Source organism: Pseudomonas sp. MT92 (assembly GCF_058792515.1).
This window is the reverse complement of record NZ_JBXAFA010000001.1, coordinates 410,571-434,001: the sequence shown is the minus strand read 5'-3', so window position 1 is coordinate 434,001 and position 23,431 is coordinate 410,571. Positions and strand designations below refer to the sequence as shown.

The window sequence follows — 23,431 nt, the reverse complement described above, 5'->3', positions numbered from 1 at the left end:
ACCACCATCGCCACCGCTTTTAATACTTTGCCGCTGTCCGCCGCCATGCTGGCTAACCTCGACTCCCTCGGTTATGCCCAGATGACGCCGATCCAGGCACAAAGCTTGCCGGTGATCCTCAAGGGGATGGACCTGATCGCCCAGGCCAAGACCGGCAGCGGCAAGACCGCAGCCTTCGGTATCGGCCTGCTGAACCCGATCAATCCGCGCTACTTCGGTTGCCAGGCACTGATCCTGTGCCCGACCCGCGAGCTGGCTGACCAGGTCGCCAAGGAAATCCGTCGCCTGGCCCGTGCCGAAGACAACATCAAGGTCCTGACCCTGTGCGGTGGCGTGTCCCTCGGCCCGCAGATCGCTTCGCTGGAACACGGCGCGCACATCATCGTCGGCACCCCGGGGCGCATTCAGCAGCACCTGCGCAAAGGTTCGCTGGTGCTTCACGGCCTGAACACCCTGATCCTCGACGAAGCCGACCGCATGCTCGACATGGGTTTCTACGATTCCATCGAAGAAATCATCATGCAGGCTCCGGAACGTCGCCAGACCCTGCTGTTCTCCGCCACCTATCCGGTGGGCATCAAGCAGTTGGCCGCCAAGTTCATGCGTAACCCGCAGCAAGTGAAGGCCGAGGCGTTCCACGACGACACGCAGATCGAGCAGCGCTTCTACGAAATCTCCCCGGAAGAGCGCATGAGCGCGGTGACCAAGGTGCTGGGCCACTTCCGGCCGGCGTCCTGCGTGGCGTTCTGCTTCACCAAGCAGCAGGTTCAGGAAACCGTCGATCACCTGACCGCCAAAGGCATTTCCGCCGTCGGCCTGCACGGCGATCTGGAACAGCGTGATCGCGACCAGGTCCTGGCGATGTTCGCCAACCGCAGTACTTCGGTACTGGTGGCCACCGATGTCGCCGCGCGCGGCCTGGACATCGACTCGCTGGACATGGTGATCAACGTCGAGCTGGCCCGTGACTCGGAAATCCACATCCACCGTGTTGGCCGTACCGGCCGCGCTGGTGAGAAAGGTCTGGCGATCAGCCTGGTCGCACCGTCCGAAGCGCAACGCGCCCAAGCCATCGAGCAGTTGCAGCAATCGCCATTGACCTGGGATCAGGTGGACAACCTCACGTCCCAGGGCGGTGGTCCGCTGCTGCCGCAGATGAGCACGCTGTGCATCGGCGCCGGCCGCAAGGACAAGGTACGTCCGGGCGACATTCTCGGGGCACTGACCGGCGATGCCGGTATTCCCGGCGCTCAGGTGGGCAAGATCGCAATCTTCGATTTCCAGGCCTATGTAGCGGTTGAACGCGGTATCGCCAAGCAAGCCCTGCAGCGCCTGAACGACGGCAAGATCAAGGGCCGTTCGCTGCGCGTGCGCATCCTGTAAGAACACCGCTTTCCACTGTAGGAGCGAGCCTGCTCGCGAAAAATCCGGGCTCACCGTGGTGAGCCAGGTTGCCAGCGTTATCGTTGACGTCCATCGCGAGCTGGCTCGCTCCTACAGGGACCGAAACCGCTCTGAAATTTGTGTGAGGACACCGTTTTGCGCTCTACCGAAGTCGTGATCATTGGCGCTGGCGCCGCAGGGTTGATGTGCGCGCTGACGGCCGCCGGGCGCGGGCGCAAGGTGTTGCTGCTCGACCACGCGAACAAGGCCGGCAAGAAAATCCTGATGTCGGGCGGTGGCCGCTGTAATTTCACCAACATGTACACAGAACCCGGCAATTTCCTTTCGCAGAACGCGCATTTCTGCAAATCCGCTCTGGCTCGCTACACCCAGTGGGATTTCATCGGCATGGTCGCCAAGCACGGTGTGCCATACCACGAGAAAAAACTCGGCCAGTTGTTCTGCGATAACAAATCCAGCGACATCCTCGACATGCTGCTCAACGAGTGCGATCAGGTCGGCGTCAGCCTGCACCTGGACACCTCGATCCAGACCATCGAGAAACTCGAAAAGGGCTACCTGCTGGACACTACGCTGGGCCAGGTGACGTGCGAATCCCTGGTGATCGCCACCGGCGGCCTGTCGATTCCGACCCTGGGTGCCACCGGTTTCGGCTATCAGGTGGCCAGGCAGTTCGGCCACGAACTGCTGCCGACCCGCGCCGGGCTGGTGCCGTTCACCATCACCGATCAGCTCAAGGAATTGTGCACCGAGCTGTCTGGCACTTCGGTCGATTGCCTGGTGAGCTGCAATGACCAGAGCTTCCGCGAGAACATCCTGTTCACTCACCGCGGCCTGAGCGGCCCGGCGATTCTGCAGATTTCCTCGTTCTGGGAGTCCGGCGACACGGTCGAGATCAACCTGATGCCCGACCATGACGTGCCGTCCTGGCTGCAACAGCAGCAAGCCGAACGCCCTAACAGCGAGCTGAAAACCCTGCTAGGTGAAATCTTCACCAAGAAGATGGCCAACCTGCTGGCGGACAACTGGTTCGTCTCCAAACCGATGAAGCAGTACACCCACGGGGAAATCGCCGCCATCGCCGAGAAACTGGCGAGCTGGAAAATCGTCCCGGCCGGCACCGAAGGCTACCGCACCGCTGAAGTGACCCTGGGTGGCGTCGATACCAACGAGGTGTCCTCCAAGACCATGGAATCGCTGAAAAGCCCTGGCCTGTACTTCATCGGTGAAGTGCTCGACGTGACCGGGCACCTGGGTGGTTTCAACTTCCAGTGGGCGTGGGCGTCGGGCTATGCGGCGGCGCAGTACGTCTGACCAATGTCAATACAATCCCTGTGGGAGCTGGCTTGCCAGCGATTAGGCCGGTACATCCAACATCTTTGTTGACTGTCAGGTCGCTATCGCTGGCAAGCCAGCGCCCACAGGGTTCTCTATCAATCTCAAAGATCGCGGTCGGCACAGGATCTCAAAGGAACAGATTTTGCTATCAGAAGTGATCGCCGCCATTGCATCGGCGTCATTACTGGCTCAATTTAGCGTCATCGCCTCGGAAGGCCCTAGCACTTCATGTCATCGACTTCGTTTCGTCAGTCTCTGCGTCGCCTTTGGGCGCTGGATAAATTCAGTTACAGCGTGCGGGTGTTCATCGCCCTGACCGGCACCATGGCGCTGTGTTGGTATCAGGATGAAATGGGGCTGCTGATCCCGCTGTTCCTGGGGATTATTGCCAGCGCCCTGGCCGAAACCGACGACAGTTGGCAAGGCCGTCTCAACGCGCTGGCGGTGACGCTGGTGTGTTTCCTGATCGCCGCGCTGTCGGTCGAACTGCTGTTCCCCTACCCCATCATTTTCATCATTGCCTTCGCCCTGGCTGCGTTCTGCCTGACGATGCTTGGTGCCCTGGGCGAACGCTACGGGGCAATTGCCTCGGCGACGCTGATTCTGTCGGTCTACACCATGATTGGCGTCGACCAGCGCGGCGGTGCGGTGACCGATTTCTGGCACGAGCCCGTGCTGCTGGTAGCCGGCGCGGCCTGGTACGGTTTTCTGTCGGTGTTGTGGCAGGCGCTGTTTTCCAACCAGCCGGTGCAGCAAAGTCTGGCGCGGTTGTTCCGTGAATTGGGTTTTTACCTGAAGTTGAAGTCGTCGCTGTTCGAGCCGATCCGTCAGATGGACGTGGAAGCACGGCGTCTGGAACTGGCCCAGCAGAACGGTCGCGTGGTCGCCGCGCTGAACGCCGCCAAGGAAATCATCCTGCACCGGGTCGGCAACGGCCGGCCGGGCTCGAAAGTCAGCCGCTACCTGAAGCTGTACTTTCTCGCTCAGGACATCCACGAACGCGCCAGCTCCTCGCACTACCCGTATAACGCGCTGGCCGAGGCGTTCTTCCATAGCGACGTGCTGTTCCGCTGCCAACGCCTGCTGCGCCAGCAAGGCAAGGCCTGCCGGGCGCTGGCCGAGTCGATCCAGATGCGCCAGCCGTTCATCTATGACGCCAGCTTCGCCGAAGCCCTGAGCGACCTGCATGCCTCCCTCGAACATCTGCGCATCCAGAGCAATCCGGCCTGGCGCGGTTTGTTGCGCTCGTTGCGGGCACTGGCAGCCAACCTCGGCACCCTCGACCGCTTGCTCAGCGATGCGAGCAACCCCGATGCCCTGGCCGACGCCACCGACAGCAGCCTGCTCGACCGCTCGCCACGTAACCTCAAGGATGTCTGGGTGCGCCTGCGCACGCAGTTGACCCCGACGTCCCTGCTGTTCCGCCACGCCCTGCGCTTGCCTCTGGCCTTGAGCATCGGCTACGCGATGGTGCATTTGATTCACCCGTCCCAGGGCTACTGGATCATCCTGACGACGCTCTTTGTCTGCCAACAGAGCTACGGCGCGACCCGGCGCAAACTCGGTCAACGGATCATCGGCACCGCCATCGGCCTGACCCTGGCCTGGGCGCTGTTCGACCTGTTCCCCAATCCGTTGATACAGTCCTGCTTCGCGATTGCCGCCGGAGTGGTGTTCTTTACCAATCGAACCACCCGTTACACCGTGGCCACGGCGGCGATTACCTTGATGGTGCTGTTCTGCTTCAACCAGGTGGGCGATGGCTACGGATTGTTTTTGCCACGGCTGTTCGACACCTTGCTCGGCGGCCTGATCGCCGGCCTCGCGGTGTTCCTGTTCCTCCCGGACTGGCAGGGTCGGCGCCTGAACAAAGTGCTGGCCAACACCCTGTCCTGCAACAGCATTTACCTGCGCCAGATCATGCAGCAATACGCCGCCGGCAAAAGCGACGACCTGGCGTATCGCCTGGCCCGGCGAAACGCGCACAACGCCGACGCTGCGCTGTCGACCACGTTGGCGAACATGCTGATGGAACCGGGGTATTTCCGTAAGGAAGCGGATGTGGGTTTCCGTTTTCTGGTGCTGTCGCACACCTTGCTCAGCTATCTGTCAGGCCTGGGGGCGCACCGGGAAACGCAGTTGCCAGCAGATGTGCGCGAGCATTTGATCGAAGGGGCCGGCGTGAAACTGGCCACCAGCATCGACGAAATCGCCCAGGGCCTTGCCAGTAAATCGGCGATTGCCATTCAGAGCGATGAGGAAGAAGCGCTGGCCAATGAGCTTGAGCAGATGCCCGATGAAATCGATGAAGGCCAGCGGCTGGTGCAGACTCAACTGGCATTGATCTGCCGGCAACTGGGACCACTACGGACGCTGGCGGCCCATTTGATCAAGGATACGAGCGAGAATTGAGGGCTGCGGTGTCCTGACGGGCGTCATCTACATCCCATGCTGCTTCATCAACCGCTCATAACTCCCATCCGCCTTCATCGCCGCGATCTCGCGGTCGAAACCGGCAACGATCTGTTCATGCTGCGGGTTCTTCAGGCTGACCAGAATATGCAGGCTGTTCTCGCTCAGGGACTTGGGCAGAAACTCCACGGCATTGCGCACCTTGGGCGACTCACGGGCCAGGTAATACCGGGCGACGTACTCGTCCTCCAGGGTCAGCTTGACCCTGTCGGCGGCGACCATGCGCACGGCCATGGCAAAGCCGTGCACCGGGATCTTCTGCAGTGATTCGTCTTCATCGAACGCCGCCGAATAGGCGTAGCCACGCACGACCGCAATCGGATAACTGTGCAGTTGCTGCAGATCGTTGAATTCGATTGGCGCGTCCTTGCGCTTGAGGAAGCGTATGCGATTGATCAGGTACCCGGCGGAGAACTGGCCGACCTTTGTGCGTTCGTCGTTGTACCAGGCGTTGACCAGCACGTCGTAGCGACCCTCGCCCACGCCCAGCAGTGCGCGTGCCCAAGGCACCTGCTCGAAATCACTGGCATAGCCGGCACGCGCCAGGGCGGTGCTGACAATATCGGTAGCCAACCCACCATTGACCAGCGTGGCGTCGGTAAACGGTGGCCAGACATCTGCCACCAGGCGCAGCTTTTCGGCTGCTGCACTTTGAATCAGCAACAACAATCCAATCAAGGCAAAGGCTCGATGCAATCGCGGCATGCTAGAAAATCCTTAGCGGGCGGGCCGCCCGACGTGTTTTTCAGCCAAACTCCAAGCCCCGTACCGGCACACCCAGGCACTAAACATTAGCTCATTGAAGCCACTGCACATCGCTTGAGCCCAGATTACACAAAGATGACAGTGGCGCGAAAAATGAATGATGGCATTTTGGTCTTTATCACAGTTTTCTCCGCCATAAAGACATCCAGCGTCAGGACGCTTAGTATCCCGAGGACGTTTTCAGGGAATCAGGACATGACAATCGATTGGGTCTGCAAACACCACAGCGATCTGGGCAAGGAACAGCTGTACGCCATTCTGCAACTGCGTGACGAGGTCTTTGTCGTCGAACAGAAATGCGTCTATCAGGATATTGATGGCCAGGACCTGGAAGGTGACACCTGCCATTTGATGGCGTGGGACGGCGATCGCCTGGTGGCCTATCTGCGACTGCTGGACCCCGAGCAACAGGGCGGCGACGTGGTGATCGGGCGAGTGGTCATTGCCCCCGCCGCACGAGGCACCGGGCTGGGTCATGAGCTGATGGCCCAGGCGCTGAAACAGGCCGAAAAGTACTGGCCCGACGTCCCGATCTACCTCTCGGCCCAGGCGCATTTGCAGGGGTATTACGGGCGGTACGGGTTTGTGGTGGCCGGTGAGGAATACGTCGAGGATGGCATTCCACATATCGGCATGCGTCGTCAGTAAGGGCCCCATCGCTGGCAAGCCAGCTCCCACAGGTTTTTAGCAAACGACACAAACCTTGTGGGAGCGTGGCTTGCCCGCGATGGCGTCATCACCGGCGCCACATATCTCAGGGATACTCCAGCACGGCCTTGATCTGCCGCAAATTGCGCTCGATCCATCCCCGATCGATCGCTCCCCACTCGCGAATCCGATAGCGCCCGGCGTGGTTGCGTGCACCTTCTTCCTGCTCGAACTCGCAAACGATATCCAGATCCGCCAATGCGGCGATGGTGTCCTGGGCCGTACGCCGAGGCATGCCGGTCACCTCGGTCAACGCAGGAACGCTGCTGGCCAACCCGCTGTCGATCAAGTACGCCACGTACAGGCGACGGTAGAAGCTGCTTTTGGTCTTGCTGACATCCATCTGACGATCCTTTTCTTTTATTGCATATCCCGCCAGGTCAGGTAGACCCGCACATCGAACTCCACCTGGTGATAGCCCGGCAGCATGTGTTCGCACAGTTTGTAGAACGCCTTGTTGTGATCGGACTCTTTGAAGTGCGCCAACTCATGCACCACGATCATTTTCAGAAATTCGGAAGGCGCTTCCTTGAACAGCGAGGCGATGCGAATTTCTTTCTTGGCCTTGAGCTTGCCACCCTGCACTCGGGAAATCGTGGTGTGCAGACCGAGCGCGCGGTGCGTCAGGTCCAGACGGTTGTCGAACAACACCTTGTCGATGGCCGGGGCATTGCGCAGGTATTCCTGCTTGAGGTCGAGCGCGTAGGTGTACAGCGCCTTATCGCTCTGCACGTCATGCTTTTGCGGGTAACGCTGGCTCAGGTAATCGCCCAGTCGACCGTCAGCGATCAACTGCCGTACCTGGTCCTGCAGCGTGGCGGGGTAAGCCTGGAGGTATTTCAACGCGGTCATCGGTGCGGCAACACAAGTGACGAAAAGGTCGCCAGTGTAGCGAATTCAATGAGTCAGCGCGCTCCAGTCAAACGGCTGCACAAAGTGGCCGGTGTCTTCGGCCATCATCGGACGCGACACCAGAAAACCCTGCACATACTCGCAACCATTGGCTTGCAGCCAGTTGTACTGCGCAATGGTTTCCACCCCTTCGGCAATCACCAGCATCCCATACTGCTTGCACAGCTCGATGACACTGCGCACCAGCGCCGCATCCCGCGAAGAGTCCGGTAGCCGCGCGATCAAATGGCGGTCAAGTTTGAGCGTATCCAGTTCCAGATCGCGCAAATGAGCCAGCGAACACGGGCCAGAACCGAAATCATCCAGCGCGACCCGGACGCCAAGATTGCGCAGCAACCGCAGCTGTTTGCGGGTCTCTTCGGGATGATGCATCAAGGCCGCTTCCGTCACCTCGACTTCCAGATGACGCGCCTGCAAGCCATGACGATCCAGCACCTGGCGCAGCTCGGTGACCAGGTTAGGCATGGCGAATTGCGTGCTGCTCAAACTAACGCCCAGCACCAGATCCTCGGCAAACAGCGCTTCCCAGGCTTTGCGCTGCGCGGCACCGCGATGGTAAATCCAGCTGCCCAGGCGGCTGATCAACCGCGCCTCTTCCAGCAACGGCAAAAACAGCCCGGGCGGCACATCGCCCACGCTGGGGTGCTGCCAGCGCAGCAACGCCTCGAAGCCACGAATCTGCCCGTCGGCGATGGACACCTGGGGTTGATACACCAGGTTGAAATCGCGATTCTCGATGGCCGTGCGCACACTTTCTTCGAGCATCAACCGCGAGCGTGCCCGGCCGTTCATTTCATGATCGTAAAAACGATACTGCTGACGTCCGGCGCGCTTGGCTTCGTACATGGCGATGTCGGAGGCCCGCAACAAACCGTCGAGATTGGCGCCGCAATCCGGGAACGTCGCGATACCGATGCTCGCGCCCAGGGCGATATCCAGGCCGTCGATTTGCTGGCAAATCGAAACCCGTTCAATCAGTTTTTCCGCAATCTTGGCCGCTTGCTCCGGAAACTCCAGGTCCAGAAAGGCGGTGAATTCGTCGCCGCCCATGCGCGCCAGGATATCGAAGGGCCGCAGACAGGCCTTCAGTTGCTCGGACACCCAGCGCAGCACCCGGTCGCCGGCATCGTGACCAAGGAAATCGTTGACCCGCTTGAAGCCATCGAGGTCCAGGTACAACAGCACCCAGGCACTGTCGGAGCGTTCGCCGCGCAACAGCAGGGTTTCCACGGTCTGGTAAAAACCACGCCGATTGAGCAGCCCGGTCAACGGATCGGTGACCGCCTGGGATTCCAGCTGCTGATGCAGGTGACGCACCACCGACATATCCTGAATCGTCACTACCATCGCCCGCTGTTCGGCGGGCAACGGCGCACAGGACAGCGCCACCGACACCTGCTGACCGGGCGCAGTACGCAACAGCGCATCGTGCAGGCGTAACGTTTCGCCGCGCTTATACCCGGCCAATAGATCCGAATCGGCCCAGACCGGGACATGCGGTTTTTGCAGGAAATCCAGGAACTCCCTGCCTTGCAGCTCTCGCACCGGTGCATTGAGCAGCCGCGAGATCGCCGGGTTGGCAAAGCCGATCCGGCCATCGTCGCCGACCACCAGAATGCCCTCGGCGGCGTTATCCAATATCGAGGCATTGAAGGCGCGAGCGACCTCCAGGTCATGGCTCAGGCGCTGCAACTCCCGGCGATTGCGCTGGTGCTCCAGCAACGCCTGAACCTTGGGCTTGAGAATCTGCGGATCGAATGGCTTGAACAGGTAATCCACCGCGCCACTGGCATAGCCCTTGATCACGGCATCCTGGGACTGCTCGTTGGCGGTGAGAAAAATAATCGGTGTCAGTCGGGTTCGTTGGCTGCCACGCATCAGGCGCGCGACTTCAAATCCATCCATGCCCGGCATCTGCACATCCAGCAGTACCAGGTCGACTTCGTGTTCAAGCAACAGGCCGAGGGCCTCGAAACCCGATGCAGCTGTGATGACTTGCCAGTCCTGGCGCTGCAACAACGCGCGCAGGCTGATCAGGTTTTCAGGGTAATCGTCGACGATTAATAAGGTTGAGCTGCCTTCGGCTGGCTTGAGGTGGGCGCATTCCATGCTGCTTCTCTATATTCGGGACGTCAGGCCGGGTTCTTTTGAAAACCGGACAAATACTAAGCCTTCACTCTAGACCCGGATCCGGGAAATCAGAAGGTGTCAGAGCGCCATCATTTAACCGAAGCGTACATTTGCCGACTAACGGTCGGCGCTGTAGCCCGCCAAAACCGGCATAGATGGCATTTCGACAGGATGTTGGCGCCAGCAAACCGCCAGACGGGCATTAACAAAAAAGCCCTCTGCGCTTATAAAGGCCGCCCAAAAGGCGCGTGCTAGAGCGATTGGCACGCGCGTGCAGCAAAATTCGTGGAAGTTTCTGACTATGATCGACCTCGCAACCTGGAACCTCAGCGTTCCCGTTGGCAGCCCGCCGTACACCGTTGAAACCTCCAAACTGGTGAACGGCTTCAAGGATCAATACTTCCATTCCGACACCGGCACACTGTTCTTCTGGTCCCCGGTGACCGGCTCGCGCACTGAAAATGCTATCTATCCACGCACCGAGCTGCGGGAAACCTACAGCAATGGCACGCTGAAAAACTGGTACTACCCGGACGCCGACAACTCCCTGCGCGCCACCCTGGCGGTGAACCAGGTACCCAGTTCGGGCAAGATCGTGATTGGCCAGATCCATGCCTATGAAAGCCAGAAACCCTTGGTGAAGGTCGAGTACCAGTACAAGACCAAGACCTTGAGCGGCAACATCGTCGCCAAAGTGCGCATGCACCCTGACGACGACGAAGGCCGGGTGATCACCATCGCCACCGGGGTGAAACTCAATCAGCAGTTCTCCTACCTCATCCACCTCAGTCCCGGCGGCGCACTGGGCATCAGCGCGGCGGGTTACCAGTGGGATAGCAATATCAGCGCGACGTGGCGCAACAAACCGTTGTACTTCAAGGCCGGGGTGTATGTGCAGGACAACACCGGATACACCAGCGAGGGCGGCATGGTGACGTTCAGCAAGCTGGATATCGATCACGATAAATAACTATTTTTCTTTCAAGTCCCGAAGCACCTGACGGGCTGTCAAAGAGTGACCCGGCGCGACCGAAGTCTCACCGGATCACTTGCTCGTCCTGAAGTCTAGCGAACGCACATCAGCATGAAACTCTTGGACGTCCCCACATCCTTTTCTGAACTGCCTGATACTTGGGTGATCACTTTCAACTTGCGTGTCGTCGGCGTTCCGGCCAGTTTGGCTTGAGCGAATAACAAATCATCGTATGACTCAACATCCGTTACAGATACAGAGCAGAACCCTGATGCTCGCTCAAATACGCCAGCCTCGAGGGATATTTCATATTCAGAAAAATACCCCGGCCGCGGATAATGTTTCACGCTACGGATCCATTCGGGCGACTGCCTAATCACTGCACCCTTGCTATCAATAGAAGCCGTAAAATAGTGGTCGGCTGCATGGGCGCTGGCCGAGCTGGCCCCCAGGAACAACATCGATAAAACGTAAAGACCTGGTTGCTTGATATTTTTTCCAGAAAACATGCTCAAGTTCCTCTTCCATGAATGAAAAAATCGATGGCGCTCCAGCCATCGATAAACTCATTTAGCTCACCCCTTGCACCCTGTCAAAGGCAACCAAAACAAATGGAAAAATGCCTGTTCATCGAGTAACTCTTCCTACAACTAATAAAATTAATAGATTCAAGTTTTGACTTTTAACCTGCCCATAAAAAACCCGCCTTTCGGCGGGTTTCTCATGCAACTCAAACGCTGAAGGCTTAGTTGACCTTGGCGTTCAACTCACCTTTGAGGTAACGCTGGAACATCGCTTCCAGAGAGATCGGCTTGATCTTCGAAGCGTTGCCCGCGGTGCCGAAGGCTTCGTAGCGAGCGATGCACACGTCGCGCATGGCCGTCACGGTGGCGCCGAAGAATTTACGCGGGTCGAATTCGCTCGGGTTGGTAGCCATCAGGCGACGCATTGCGCCAGTGGATGCCAGACGCAGGTCGGTGTCGATATTGACCTTGCGCACGCCGTGCTTGATGCCTTCGACGATTTCTTCAACCGGTACGCCGTAGGTTTCTTTAATGTCGCCGCCGTACTGGTTGATGATCGCCAGCCACTCTTGCGGTACCGAAGACGAACCGTGCATCACCAGGTGAGTGTTCGGGATGCGCTTGTGGATTTCCTTGATACGGTCGATCGCCAGCACGTCGCCGGTAGGTGGCTTGGTGAACTTGTAGGCGCCGTGGCTGGTGCCGATGGCGATGGCCAGGGCATCGACCTGGGTGCGCTTGACGAAGTCAGCGGCTTCTTCCGGGTCGGTCAGCATCTGGCTGTGATCCAGAACGCCTTCGGCGCCGATGCCGTCTTCTTCACCGGCCATGCCGGTTTCCAGCGAACCCAGGCAGCCCAGCTCGCCTTCTACCGAAACGCCGCAGGCGTGAGCCATGGCCACGGTTTGTTGGGTCACACGGACGTTGTAGTCGTAGTCGGTCGGGGTCTTGCCGTCTTCGCCCAGGGAACCGTCCATCATCACCGAGCTGAAGCCCAGCTGGATGGAACGCTGGCAGACGTCAGGGCTGGTGCCGTGGTCCTGGTGCATGCACACCGGGATGTGCGGGAATTCTTCGATTGCCGCCAGGATCAGGTGACGCAGGAACGGCGCGCCAGCGTATTTGCGAGCACCGGCCGAGGCCTGGACGATCACCGGGGAGTCAGTCTTGTCAGCGGCTTCCATGATGGCGCGCATCTGTTCAAGGTTGTTGACGTTGAAGGCTGGAACGCCGTAGCCGAACTCGGCTGCGTGGTCCAGCATCTGGCGCATGCTGATAAGTGCCATTGTGTGTGTCTCTCCCGGATTGGGTCGTTAATCGTGCCAGCCTGCCGTAGCGGCGGCGGCTATTCAAGTTATTGCAGATCGGGGGTTAATTCCGGGCTGCGAATTCGGTGTTGCATCAATCCCAGAACATCGGCCCTCTGTGGGAGCGAGCTTGCTCGCGATGGTGGCCCAGACAACGCGGGCATTCAGGCGCCCAGCGTCATCGTTAACGACCATCGCGAGCAAGCTCGCTCCTACAGGTACGGCGTAGTCCGTTTATTGCGCCTTACAGCCACGGCCAATCAAATCATTGGTGGCGACCCAGTAGACCAGGCCTTCCTCACCTTTTATGTGAAACGCCAGCATGTTGTCGCTATACAGCGAACCTGACGCACCCGGCTCCTGCTTCAAGCGGTAAACCTGATCGGCACCGCCCAGGCGCACGTCGACTTCCTTGCGGCTGTCGTCGGTGTAGCGCCAAAGCACTTTGGCCTGGCTGTCGCAGGTCCAGGTGGTCCAGTTATCCACAGGAGCGGAGGACTGGAACAGGTTCAACTGAGCGCAACCCGCCAACAACGCCAACGCCGCAACGGCGATAAAACCTTTCATCCGTGCTCCTCGACTGACAGCACACGCCGCCAGCCCTGAGTAATCAGTCAGACCCGTCAAGGGCAACCACGTTCCTTGGCGGGCGTCTGTGTCTCGTACTTGTCCAGGCCATCAGGCCCGGAACGCTTGTTGATCACCGGATTGGTCTCCGCCTGCCACTCGGCCTGGTAGCAGCCGTTGTGGGGTGCAACCGGCGCAGGGTCAGGCGTGGCTTTCGGGTTACTCCCGCAAGCCGCCAGTGAGCCCGCGACGATCAACAGCGCTAGCGTCTTGACCATGTGAACACTCCCTTGCCGGGTCAAACGGGCGACCCTCAGGCCTTGGCCCGGCTTTCCAGGACTTCAACGGCTGGCAGCACTTTGCCTTCGACGAATTCGAGGAACGCGCCGCCACCGGTAGAAATGTAGGAGATTTGGTCGGCAACGCCATACTTATCGATAGCCGCCAGGGTGTCGCCGCCGCCAGCGATCGAGAACGCCGCACTGTCCGCGATGGCCTGGGCCAGCACTTTGGTGCCGTTACCGAACTGATCGAACTCGAACACGCCGACCGGGCCGTTCCACAGGATGGTTTTCGATGACTTCAGCAGTTCGGCGAAATTCGCTGCGGTCTGTGGGCCGATGTCCAGGATCATGTCGTCGGCAGCGACGTCGGCGATCAGTTTGACGGTAGCTTCGGCGCTTTCGGCGAACTCCTTGGCCACCACCACGTCCACCGGCAGCGGTACGCTGACCTTGGCGGCGATGGCGCGGGCGGTGTCGAGCAGGTCAGGCTCATACAGGGATTTGCCGACCGGATGACCGGCAGCCGCGAGGAAGGTGTTGGCGATGCCGCCGCCGACGATCAACTGGTCGCAGATCTGGCTCAAGCTGTTCAGTACGTCGAGTTTGGTCGACACCTTGGAGCCAGCGACGATGGCGGCCATTGGCTTGGCCGGAGCGCCGAGGGCTTTGCCCAGTGCGTCCAGCTCGGCGGCCAGCAGGGGACCTGCCGCAGCGATCTTGGCGAACTTGGCCACGCCGTGGGTCGAACCCTCGGCACGGTGAGCAGTGCCGAAGGCGTCCATCACGAACACGTCGCACAGGGCGGCGTATTGCTTGGCCAGTTCGTCAGCGTTCTTTTTCTCGCCCTTGTTGAAGCGCACGTTTTCGAACAGCACGATGTCGCCGGCCTTGACGTCGACGCCGCCCAGGTAGTCAGCCACCAGCGGCACTTCACGGCCCAGGGCCTTGCTCAGGTAGTCGGCGACTGGCTTGAGGCTGTTCTCGGCCGAGAACTCGCCTTCGGTCGGACGGCCAAGGTGCGAACAAACCATCACGGCCGCGCCTTTTTCCAGGGCCAGCTTGATGGTCGGCAGCGAAGCCAGGATTCGCGCGTCGCTGGTGACAACTCCGTCCTTGACTGGGACGTTGAGGTCTTCGCGGATCAATACGCGCTTACCTTGCAGATCGAGGTCGGACATCTTCAACACGGTCATGGGTCGCATTTCCTGAGTTACTGTTTTGTAGAGACAGAAAGTGAAGTAGCGGTTTGCAGATAATGCTCTGCTACATCCAGCATTCGGTTGGCAAAACCCCATTCGTTGTCGAACCAGGCCAGGATGTTGACCAGCCGGGGGCCGGAAACACGGGTCTGACTGGCATCGACGATGGCCGAATGTGGGTCATGATTGAAATCACAGCTTGCATGGGGGAGCTCGGTGTAGGCCAACAGACCTTTGAGCGGGCCACTGGTGGCCGCCTCACGCAAGATCCGGTTGACCTCCACGGCGTCGGTATCGCTGACGGTCTGCATCGTAATGTCGAGGCAAGACACGTTAACCGTTGGCACACGTACGGCTTTGGCCTGAATTCGCCCGGCAAGTTCCGGCAACAGGCGTTCGATGCCGCGCGCCAGACCAGTGGACACCGGAATCACCGACTGAAACGCCGAACGGGTGCGACGCAGGTCTTCATGGTGGTACGCATCGATCACCGGCTGATCGTTCATCGCCGAGTGAATGGTGGTAATCGACACATACTCCAGACCAATGGCCTGATCCAGCAGGCGCAACAACGGCACGCCGCAGTTGGTGGTGCAGGACGCGTTGGACACCAGCAATTCATCGCCGGTCAGGCAATCCTGGTTCACGCCGTAGACGATGGTGGCGTCGACATCCGACTCGCTGGCCATCGGCTGGGAAAACAGCACCCGGGGGGCGCCGGCGTCGAGGAAACGCTGGCCGTCTGCACGGGTGTGGTAGGCGCCGGAGCATTCCAGCACCAGATCGACGCCCAGGGACGCCCAATCGATGCCTTCGGGGGTGGCACTGCGCAGGACCTTCACGCAGTCGCCATTGATATGCAGACAATCGCCGTCGACCTTCACCTCGCCGGGAAAGCGCCCGTGGGTGGAGTCGAAGCGTGTCAGGTATTCGATGCTGGCCATGTCGGCCAGATCGTTGATCGCGACAATTTCAAACCCGGCCTTCTCGCCTCGCTCGAACAACGCACGCAAGACGCAACGACCAATCCGGCCGTAGCCGTTGAGTGCAACTTTGTAGGGACGCGGTTGAGGCATGGGGTTCTCGATAGACGCAGTCAGACGAAATTCTTGTGTGCAACACGCCCCATGTAGGAGCGAGCCTGCTCGCGATGGTGGCCCAGACAACGCGGGCATTCAGACACCCAGCGTTATCGTTAACGACCATCGCGACGGTGCGACGATTCGACAGGCTCGCTCCTACAGGGAATCGCGGTGGTCTTGAAACCACCGCGACGTGTTTAGTCTTCCAGCAGTTCTTCAGCCTGACCCAGGATGTTTTCCAGGGTGAAACCGAACTCTTCGAACAAGGCAGGCGCAGGCGCCGACTCGCCGTAGGTGGTCATGCCGATCACGCGACCTTCCAGGCCGACGTATTTGTACCAGTAGTCCGCGTGAGCGGCCTCGATGGCGATACGGGCGCTGACTTGCAATGGCAGAACCGACTGCTTGTAACCGGCATCCTGGGCATCGAACACGCTGGTGCACGGCATGGAAACCACACGCACCTTGCGACCTTGCTCGGTCAGTTTGTCGAAGGCCTGAACGGCGAGGCCGACTTCCGAACCGGTCGCGATCAGGATCAGCTCAGGCTCGCCCGCGCAGTCCTTCAATACGTAGCCACCGCGGCTGATGTCGGCGATCTGCAGGGCAGAACGGGTTTGGTGTTGCAGGTTCTGACGCGAGAAGATCAGGGCCGAAGGACCGTCTTTACGCTCCAGTGCATACTTCCAGCTCACGGCCGATTCAACGGCATCGGCTGGACGCCAGGTGTCGAGGTTCGGCGTGCAGCGCAGGCTGGCCAGTTGCTCGATTGGCTGGTGAGTCGGACCGTCTTCGCCCAGACCGATGGAGTCGTGGGTGTAGACATGGATCACGCGCTGCTTCATCAGGGCCGACATGCGCACGGCATTGCGGGCATATTCCATGAACATCAGGAAAGTCGCGCCGTAAGGCACCAGGCCGCCATGCAGGGCAACGCCGTTCATGATGGCGGTCATGCCGAATTCGCGCACACCGTAGTACATGTAGTTGCCGCTGGCGTCGTCAGCCGTGACGCCCTTGCAGCCTTTCCACAGGGTCAGGTTGGAACCGGCCAGATCAGCCGAACCGCCGAGGAACTCAGGCAGCAGCGGACCGAAAGCGTTCAGCGCGTTCTGGCTGGCCTTGCGGCTGGCGATGGTTTCGCCTTTGGCGGCCACTTCGGCGATGTAGGCATCGGCCTTTTCGCTGAAGTCTGCCGGCAGTTCGCCGCTGAGGCGACGGATCAGTTCGTTGGCTTCAGTCGGGAAAGCAACGGAATAGGCCGCGAAACGCTGGTCCCACTCGGCTTCGACGGCGCGGCCGGCTTCCTTGGCGTCCCACTCGGCGTAGATGTCGGCCGGGATTTCGAACGGGCCGTGGTTCCACTTCAGCGCCGCACGGGTCAGGGCGATTTCCGCGTCACCCAGCGGGGCGCCGTGGCAGTCTTCCTTGCCTTGCTTGTTCGGCGAACCGAAGCCGATGGTGGTCTTGCAGCAGATCAGGGTCGGCAGCGGGCTCTTGCGTGCCGTCTCGATCGCGGTCTTGATTTCTTCCGGGTCGTGACCGTCGACATTGCGAATCACTTGCCAGTTGTAGGCCTCGAAACGCTTCGGCGTGTCGTCGGTGAACCAGCCTTCGACTTCGCCGTCGATGGAAATGCCGTTGTCATCGTAGAAGGCAATCAGTTTGCCCAGGCCCAGGGTACCGGCCAGGGAAGCGACTTCGTGGGAAATGCCTTCCATCATGCAGCCATCACCCAGGAACACGTAGGTGTGGTGGTCGACGATGTTGTGCCCTGGACGGTTGAACTGGGCCGCCATGACTTTTTCAGCCAGGGCAAAACCCACGGCGTTGGCCAAGCCCTGGCCCAGTGGACCGGTGGTGGTCTCGACGCCCGGGGTGTAACCGAATTCCGGGTGGCCCGGGGTGCGGCTGTGCAGTTGACGGAACTGCTTCAGGTCGTCGATCGACAGGTCGTAGCCGGTCAGGTGCAGCAGCGAATAGATCAACATCGAACCATGACCGTTGGACAGCACGAAGCGGTCACGGTCGGCGAACGATGGATTGGTCGGGTTGTGCTTGAGGTAGTCGCGCCAAAGCACTTCGGCGATATCTGCCATACCCATAGGGGCACCGGGATGGCCGCTGTTGGCTTTTTGCACGGCATCCATGCTGAGTGCACGAATGGCGTTGGCACGCTCACGACGGCTGGGCATCGCTGATCTCCTGCGGGTTCTGAATCGAGAGTGATAAAAATGAAACGGAAAAAAGGCGAGCATTTTCCCTCACACGGACGCCTCGGGGCAATGACAGATAGTCATCTGGAGGCGTTTTTCCCATGGATTGCGACGCTTTCGCCTGATGAAACCTTTCCGCTGTTCGTTTGTAGAGTTAACCACCTCGTAAGAAGTGCCATCCATCGAGCAATATCAAAACTTTTTGATATTGCCCTTGCGGTGTTTCCGACGCGTGTCTAGACTGCCGGCCTTATGAATTTACGCGTGCCTTCCATTCAACATGACGATTGCGATGAGCTGGCAGCCCTGTGCAAGGCTGGCGGCGATCCTCTGCGGTTGAATGTATTGCGCGCCCTGGCCAACGACTCGTTTGGCGTGCTGGAACTGGCGCAGATCTTCGGCATCGGCCAGTCAGGCATGAGTCATCACCTCAAGGTCTTGGCCCAGGCCGACCTGGTGGCGACCCGCCGTGAAGGCAATGCGATTTTCTACCGTCGCGCCCTGCCCCATACCGAACTGCTGGGTGGCAAGCTGCACGCAGCCTTGCTCGAAGAAGTGGACAACCTGTCCTTGCCTGCCGATGTGCAGTCCCGGATCACGCTGGTCCACGGGCAACGGGCGGCGGCCAGCCAGGATTTTTTTTCACGGGTCGCGGAGAAATTTCGCGCCCAGCAAGATTTGATCGCCGGCCTGCCGCAGTACCGCGAAAGCGTGGTGGCCTTGCTCGACAAACTGAGCTTCGGCGCTGGCGCCTCGGCGATTGAAGTCGGCCCCGGCGACGGCGCGTTTCTGCCGGAACTGGCGCGCCGCTTCACACAGGTCACCGCGCTGGACAACAGCCCGGCGATGCTTGAACTGGCTCGCCAGGTTTGCGAACGCGATGCGCTGGCTAACGTTACCTTGCAACTGGCCGATGCATTGAACGGCGTCAGCCTGACGGCAAATTGCGTTGTATTGAACATGGTGTTGCACCATTTCGCCGCGCCGGCCGAAGCACTCAAGCGCATGGCCGACTTGCTGAAACCAGGCGGTAGCCTGTTAGTGACAGAGTTATGTAGCCATAACCAGAGTTGGGCCAGGGAGGCCTGCGGTGATCTCTGGTTGGGGTTTGAACAGGACGATCTGGCCCGTTGGGCCACCGCTGCGGGACTCGTTCCCGGGGAAAGCCTCTATGTAGGCTTACGTAATGGTTTCCAGATCCAGGTCCGCCATTTTCAGCGGCCGGCTGGCAACACTCACCATCGGTAAATATCAGGAAAACATCGAGATGAGCGAATACTCCCTTTTCACCTCCGAGTCCGTGTCTGAAGGGCATCCGGACAAAATCGCCGACCAGATTTCTGATGCGGTGCTGGACGCCATCATTGCTGAAGACAAGTTCGCCCGTGTGGCGTGCGAGACTCTGGTGAAAACGGGCGTGGCGATCATCGCCGGCGAAGTCACCACCTCGGCCTGGGTTGACCTGGAGCAGATCGTCCGTGACGTGATCATCGACATCGGCTACACCAGCTCCAACGTCGGCTTCGACGGCGCGACCTGCGGCGTGATGAACATCATCGGCAAGCAGTCCCCTGACATCAACCAGGGCGTTGACCGTGCCAAGCCTGAAGATCAAGGCGCCGGCGACCAGGGCCTGATGTTCGGCTACGCCAGCAACGAAACCGACGTGCTGATGCCTGCACCGATCACCTTCTCGCACCAACTCGTGCAGCGTCAGGCTGAAGCCCGTAAATCCGGCCTGCTGCCTTGGCTGCGCCCGGACGCCAAGTCGCAAGTGACCTGCCGTTACGAAAACGGCAAGGTGGTCGGCATCGACGCCGTTGTTCTGTCGACCCAGCACAACCCGGAAGTGTCGTACAACGACCTGCGCGAAGGCGTGATGGAGCTGATCGTCAAGCACGTGCTGCCTGCCGAACTGCTGTCCAAGGACACCCAGTTCCACATCAACCCGACTGGCCAGTTCATCATCGGTGGCCCGGTGGGCGACTGCGGCCTGACCGGTCGCAAGATCATCGTTGACAGCTACGGCGGCATGGCCCGTCACGGCGGTGGCGCGTTCTCCGGCAAGGATCCATCGAAGGTTGACCGTTCGGCAGCCTACGCCGGCCGTTATGTCGCCAAGAATATCGTCGCTGCCGGCCTGGCCGAGCGCTGCGAGATCCAGGTTTCCTACGCCATCGGCGTCGCTCAGCCGACTTCGATCTCGTTGAACACCTTCGGCACCGGCAAGATCAGCGACGAAAAAATCGTCAAACTGGTCCGCGAAGTCTTCGACCTGCGCCCATACGCCATCACCAAGATGCTCGACCTGCTGCACCCGATGTACCAGGAAACCGCTGCATACGGCCACTTCGGTCGTACCCCGGCGACCAAGACTGTGGGCGACGACACCTTCACCACATTCACCTGGGAAAAAACCGACCGCGCCGACGCACTGCGTTCTGCTGCCGGCCTGTAAGCCTTCCCCCGCGGTACCCAAAAGCCCTGCACGGTTCGCCGTGCGGGGCTTTTTTTGGTTTCTCGCTTGCTCCCTCAAGGATTAGGGGGCGCATATTCTGCGTACACCGTCGAACCCTGCGGGAGCGGACTTGCCCGCGAAGAGGCCGGCACCGCCAGCAGAAATACCCGGAAAAACTCCCGCTCCTCGCACCTACCATTAATGACCTAGCTTTCAAACACCCCCATGAGCAAGGACGCTCACGATGTTCCGCAACCTGCGCCTGTCTTTCACCTGTCTGCTGATTTTCTCCTGCCTGAACGCCCATGCAGAGCAATGCCCCGACTGGCCTGCTGAACGGGCCTTGATCGAAGTCACCGCCCTGCAAAAGCAAATCGATCGCTGGGACGATCACTATCACCGCCAGGGTCGCTCGCTGGTCGCCGACGAGCTGTATGACCAGTCCCTGGCACGCCTCACCGAGTGGCGCCACTGCTTCAAGCCCGGTTCATCCACAGAACCACTGCGCACCGCGCGGGGCACGGTTCCCCACCCCGTCGTCCACACTGGCCTGGAAAAACTGCGCGACGCCCGCGCCGTCGAGCATTGGCTGCGCGGCCGCTCCGATGTCTGGGTTCAACCCAAAGTCGACGGCGTGGCGGTCACCCTGGTGTATCGCAATGGCCTGCTGGTAAAGGCCATCAGTCGCGGCGACGGCGTAAGTGGCCAGGACTGGACGGCCCCGGCACGCCAGATCCCGGCCATTCCCGGACAACTGTCGCAAGCACGGGATTTGCTGGTGCAAGGCGAACTCTACTGGCGCCTGACCGACCACGTACAAGCTCAAGCCGGCAGCCTCAACGCCCGCACCACGGTGGCCGGCCTGATGACCCGCAAGGTGCTGGATGCCGGACAGGCGGCGGGTATCGGCCTGTTTGTCTGGGACTGGCCACAGGGCCCCGCGACATTGCTCGCCCGCCATGCGGCCCTGAATGCGCTGGGCTTCCCGGATACCGCCGCCTACAGCCAGCCGATTGGTGGTTTTGCCGACGCCGAGCGCTGGCGTGATCACTGGTACCGCTCGCCCCTGCCCTTTGCCAGTGATGGCATCGTCCTGCGTCAGGAACAGCGCCCGCCTGCCGAACGCTGGCAGGCCAAACCGCCGTATTGGATCGCCGCCTGGAAATACCCCTTCGCCCAGGCCCTGGCCGAAGTGCGCAAGGTTCACTTCAAGATTGGCCGGACCGGGCGCATCACTCCCCTGCTGGAACTGACACCGGTGACACTCGATGACCGGCAAATCAAACGCGTCAGCGTGGGTTCCCTGCAACGCTGGCAAACCCTGGATATTCGCCCGGGCGACCAGGTCGCCATCAGCCTCGCGGGCTTGACCATTCCGAGGCTGGATGGTGTTGTGTTGCGCAGCACCGTACGACCCGAATTGAGGGTGCCGGCGGTAGAAGACTTTCATCCACTCAGTTGCTGGCAACCGACGCCGGGCTGCGAAAGCCAGTTTCTCGCGCGCCTGTCCTGGCTCAGTGGCAAGCAGGGCCTGTCCTTGCCCCAAGTCGGCCCCGGCACCTGGGAAAAACTGCTTGCAACAGGCCGTCTGAACAACCTGTTGGATTGGTTGACCCTCGATGCTCAAGAGCTTGCTAACATTGACGGTTTCGGCGAGCGCAGTGCCGCTCGTCTCGTGGACAGTTTCAACAGTGCCCGGCAACGCCCTTTTGTACGCTGGCTGAAAGCACTGGGCTTGCCGCCGACAGGCCAGGCAAACCTTGCCGGTTCCTGGCAGGAACTGGCTCAACGAGACACCGAGCAATGGCAGGCCGAGGCCGGGATCGGCCCGGGACGCGCGGCGCAATTGAGCGCATTTTTCCGCGACCCGCAGGTGCTGGCCCTGAGTGAAACTTTACGTGGGGTGGGGATCGACGGCTTTTAATGGCCGCAGAAACCCGCCCGTGCGGGAACCCTGTGGTACCGATGAGCTCAAACAAGCCATCGCTGCGTCGACCCGATTGCCTTTTCACCTGGAGCTTTTATGAAATTTCTTTCACCGCTCGCCCTGTTGACCCTCTGCAGCGTGTTGGCCGCCCCGCTGATGGCCGCCGAAGAGGCACCGGAGCTGACCGGTTGCGCCGCCAAGAAGCAAGGCATCATCAATCAGATCGAACTGGCCAAATCCCACGGCAATGCGGACCAGCAGGCCGGCCTGGAAAAAGCCTTGAGCGAAGTCACCGAACATTGCACCGATGCCTCATTGAAAAAGGAACGGGAAAACCGGGTCCTCGACGCCAAGCATGAAGTCAGCAAGCGTCAGGCCGACCTCGACAAGGCCATGAAGAAAGGCGATGCCGACAAGATCAACAAGCGCAAGGACAAACTCGCCGAGTCCCGCAAGGAGTTGCAGGACGCACTGGATGAGCTGGATAAGTAAGAACGGATAACGATCTGGAATCTCTGGTGTTGCCAAATCGGCCTTCGCGAGCAGGCTCGCTCCCACAGTTGTCCACATTCATCTGTAGGAGCGAGCCTGCTCGCGAAGACGTCAGACCGGGTACCGCCGATCAATGATCCCGAAACGCTTTATGACACGCGCTACAGGCGTCTTCGACCTTCTGCACCGCCGGCCCCAGGTTGCCAGCCTTGTAGGGCTGAACCTGACTGGCGATCACCAGTTCACCGGTCGCCGTTTCAAGGTCGCGGGCCATGCCCTGAAAGCGTGCCTGCTGCTCCCAGACATCGCTTTTGGCGCTGGTGTGATCTTCTCCGCGCACTTGAGGAAAATGCTTCCACGGCTCATGGGACAACGCGTCGAGCTTCACCGCACCGTCCGCGAATTTCTGGCCATCGAACGGAATCCGGCCACGCAACATGCCGCCCAGGTCTTCGCCGGTCTTGAGCATCTGCTTGAAAATAGCCTTGCGCTGACCGAGCGGCGAGTTGGGATCGACACCGCCGCAAGCGGTCAACGTCAGGCAGGCCAGCAATACAACAGAAAGTCTTTTAAGAGTCATGGTGGCTTCAAGTCACTGGAAACGGCGGCCAGTATCCTCGCGTCAACAGCAAACACCAATAGCCCTATTATCAATAAGGGTTGCCTGAGCGCA

The 23,431-nt window shown here is 60.0% G+C and carries 22 protein-coding genes; 10 read left to right on the top strand and 12 right to left on the bottom strand.

Features of this window, described 5'->3' with window-relative positions; all coding sequences use genetic code 11:
* Window positions 1–45: 45 nt before the first annotated feature.
* The 3 genes from dbpA (at window position 46) to yccS (ending at window position 5,154) form a co-directional block, all read left to right on the top strand.
* The gene (dbpA, locus tag AC1Q6D_RS02070; RefSeq protein ID WP_256590107.1) at window positions 46–1,383 is read left to right on the top strand and encodes an ATP-dependent RNA helicase DbpA; all 1,338 of its coding nucleotides are present in this window, start codon (window positions 46–48) and stop codon (window positions 1,381–1,383) included.
* 156 nt (window positions 1,384–1,539) lie between these two features.
* Complete coding sequence (locus tag AC1Q6D_RS02065) at window positions 1,540–2,718, top strand: BaiN/RdsA family NAD(P)/FAD-dependent oxidoreductase (protein WP_103402753.1); 1,179 nt, start codon at window positions 1,540–1,542, stop codon at window positions 2,716–2,718.
* Window positions 2,719–2,970: 252 nt separating this feature from the next.
* Entirely contained in the window at window positions 2,971–5,154 is a 2,184-nt protein-coding gene (yccS, locus tag AC1Q6D_RS02060; RefSeq protein ID WP_103402754.1) for a YccS family putative transporter, read from the top strand.
* 27 nt (window positions 5,155–5,181) lie between these two features.
* On the opposite strand, the gene AC1Q6D_RS02055 is transcribed toward yccS, so the two are convergent.
* The gene (locus AC1Q6D_RS02055; RefSeq protein ID WP_103402755.1) at window positions 5,182–5,919 is read right to left on the bottom strand and encodes a substrate-binding periplasmic protein; all 738 of its coding nucleotides are present in this window, start codon (window positions 5,917–5,919) and stop codon (window positions 5,182–5,184) included.
* A 255-nt stretch (window positions 5,920–6,174) separates the two neighbouring features.
* Here AC1Q6D_RS02055 and AC1Q6D_RS02050 point away from each other — a divergent pair, with 255 nt between their 5' ends.
* Window positions 6,175–6,627, top strand: a complete 453-nt coding sequence (locus tag AC1Q6D_RS02050; protein ID WP_047534377.1) for a GNAT family N-acetyltransferase — start codon at window positions 6,175–6,177, stop codon at window positions 6,625–6,627.
* 106 nt (window positions 6,628–6,733) lie between these two features.
* Here AC1Q6D_RS02050 and AC1Q6D_RS02045 read toward each other — a convergent pair whose 3' ends face one another.
* From AC1Q6D_RS02045 to AC1Q6D_RS02035, 3 genes are read right to left on the bottom strand one after another with little or no spacing between them, the layout of a single operon-like run.
* On the bottom strand, window positions 6,734–7,030 hold the full coding sequence (locus tag AC1Q6D_RS02045; RefSeq protein ID WP_007894945.1) for a winged helix-turn-helix domain-containing protein: 297 nt from the start codon (window positions 7,028–7,030) through the stop codon (window positions 6,734–6,736).
* Window positions 7,031–7,047: 17 nt separating this feature from the next.
* On the bottom strand, window positions 7,048–7,539 hold the full coding sequence (locus AC1Q6D_RS02040) for a M48 metallopeptidase family protein (protein ID WP_047534383.1): 492 nt from the start codon (window positions 7,537–7,539) through the stop codon (window positions 7,048–7,050).
* Between the two features lie 45 nt (window positions 7,540–7,584).
* Window positions 7,585–9,708 (bottom strand): putative bifunctional diguanylate cyclase/phosphodiesterase, encoded by a 2,124-nt coding sequence (locus tag AC1Q6D_RS02035; RefSeq protein ID WP_103402756.1) that lies wholly within the window; start codon window positions 9,706–9,708, stop codon window positions 7,585–7,587.
* Window positions 9,709–10,030: 322 nt separating this feature from the next.
* Here AC1Q6D_RS02035 and AC1Q6D_RS02030 point away from each other — a divergent pair, with 322 nt between their 5' ends.
* Entirely contained in the window at window positions 10,031–10,699 is a 669-nt protein-coding gene (locus AC1Q6D_RS02030; protein ID WP_103402757.1) for a polysaccharide lyase family 7 protein, read from the top strand.
* 95 nt (window positions 10,700–10,794) lie between these two features.
* Here the strand turns inward: AC1Q6D_RS02030 and AC1Q6D_RS02025 are convergent, their stop codons facing one another.
* The 7 genes from AC1Q6D_RS02025 to tkt form a co-directional block, all read right to left on the bottom strand.
* Complete coding sequence (locus AC1Q6D_RS02025; protein ID WP_103402758.1) at window positions 10,795–11,211, bottom strand: hypothetical protein; 417 nt, start codon at window positions 11,209–11,211, stop codon at window positions 10,795–10,797.
* A gap of 236 nt (window positions 11,212–11,447) precedes the next feature.
* Window positions 11,448–12,512: a class II fructose-bisphosphate aldolase gene (fba, locus tag AC1Q6D_RS02020; RefSeq protein ID WP_019694035.1), complete on the bottom strand. Its 1,065-nt coding sequence runs from the start codon at window positions 12,510–12,512 to the stop codon at window positions 11,448–11,450.
* A 255-nt stretch (window positions 12,513–12,767) separates the two neighbouring features.
* Window positions 12,768–13,100 (bottom strand): MliC family protein, encoded by a 333-nt coding sequence (locus AC1Q6D_RS02015; RefSeq protein WP_047534398.1) that lies wholly within the window; start codon window positions 13,098–13,100, stop codon window positions 12,768–12,770.
* A 56-nt stretch (window positions 13,101–13,156) separates the two neighbouring features.
* Window positions 13,157–13,378, bottom strand: coding sequence for a hypothetical protein (locus tag AC1Q6D_RS02010; protein ID WP_103402759.1), 222 nt, complete (start codon window positions 13,376–13,378; stop codon window positions 13,157–13,159).
* 35 nt (window positions 13,379–13,413) lie between these two features.
* Complete coding sequence (locus AC1Q6D_RS02005; protein ID WP_103402760.1) at window positions 13,414–14,577, bottom strand: phosphoglycerate kinase; 1,164 nt, start codon at window positions 14,575–14,577, stop codon at window positions 13,414–13,416.
* Window positions 14,578–14,594: 17 nt separating this feature from the next.
* The gene (epd, locus tag AC1Q6D_RS02000; RefSeq protein WP_090466638.1) at window positions 14,595–15,659 is read right to left on the bottom strand and encodes an erythrose-4-phosphate dehydrogenase; all 1,065 of its coding nucleotides are present in this window, start codon (window positions 15,657–15,659) and stop codon (window positions 14,595–14,597) included.
* Between the two features lie 203 nt (window positions 15,660–15,862).
* Complete coding sequence (gene tkt / locus AC1Q6D_RS01995; RefSeq protein ID WP_047534409.1) at window positions 15,863–17,860, bottom strand: transketolase; 1,998 nt, start codon at window positions 17,858–17,860, stop codon at window positions 15,863–15,865.
* Window positions 17,861–17,899: 39 nt separating this feature from the next.
* Here tkt and AC1Q6D_RS01990 point away from each other — a divergent pair, with 39 nt between their 5' ends.
* From AC1Q6D_RS01990 to AC1Q6D_RS01970, 5 genes are all read left to right on the top strand, one after another.
* On the top strand, window positions 17,900–18,121 hold the full coding sequence (locus AC1Q6D_RS01990) for a hypothetical protein (protein WP_146041450.1): 222 nt from the start codon (window positions 17,900–17,902) through the stop codon (window positions 18,119–18,121).
* Between the two features lie 12 nt (window positions 18,122–18,133).
* Window positions 18,134–19,129, top strand: a complete 996-nt coding sequence (locus AC1Q6D_RS01985; RefSeq protein ID WP_103402762.1) for an ArsR/SmtB family transcription factor — start codon at window positions 18,134–18,136, stop codon at window positions 19,127–19,129.
* Between the two features lie 19 nt (window positions 19,130–19,148).
* Window positions 19,149–20,339: a methionine adenosyltransferase gene (gene metK, locus AC1Q6D_RS01980; RefSeq protein WP_103402763.1), complete on the top strand. Its 1,191-nt coding sequence runs from the start codon at window positions 19,149–19,151 to the stop codon at window positions 20,337–20,339.
* Between the two features lie 244 nt (window positions 20,340–20,583).
* Window positions 20,584–22,263 carry an NAD-dependent DNA ligase LigB gene (gene ligB / locus AC1Q6D_RS01975; protein ID WP_103402764.1) on the top strand — a complete coding sequence of 560 codons (1,680 nt, stop codon included), beginning with the start codon at window positions 20,584–20,586 and terminating at the stop codon, window positions 22,261–22,263.
* Window positions 22,264–22,362: 99 nt separating this feature from the next.
* Window positions 22,363–22,758 (top strand): DUF1090 domain-containing protein, encoded by a 396-nt coding sequence (locus tag AC1Q6D_RS01970; RefSeq protein ID WP_090466632.1) that lies wholly within the window; start codon window positions 22,363–22,365, stop codon window positions 22,756–22,758.
* Between the two features lie 130 nt (window positions 22,759–22,888).
* Here the strand turns inward: AC1Q6D_RS01970 and AC1Q6D_RS01965 are convergent, their stop codons facing one another.
* On the bottom strand, window positions 22,889–23,338 hold the full coding sequence (locus tag AC1Q6D_RS01965; RefSeq protein ID WP_103402765.1) for a c-type cytochrome: 450 nt from the start codon (window positions 23,336–23,338) through the stop codon (window positions 22,889–22,891).
* Between the last annotated feature and the right edge of the window lie 93 nt (window positions 23,339–23,431).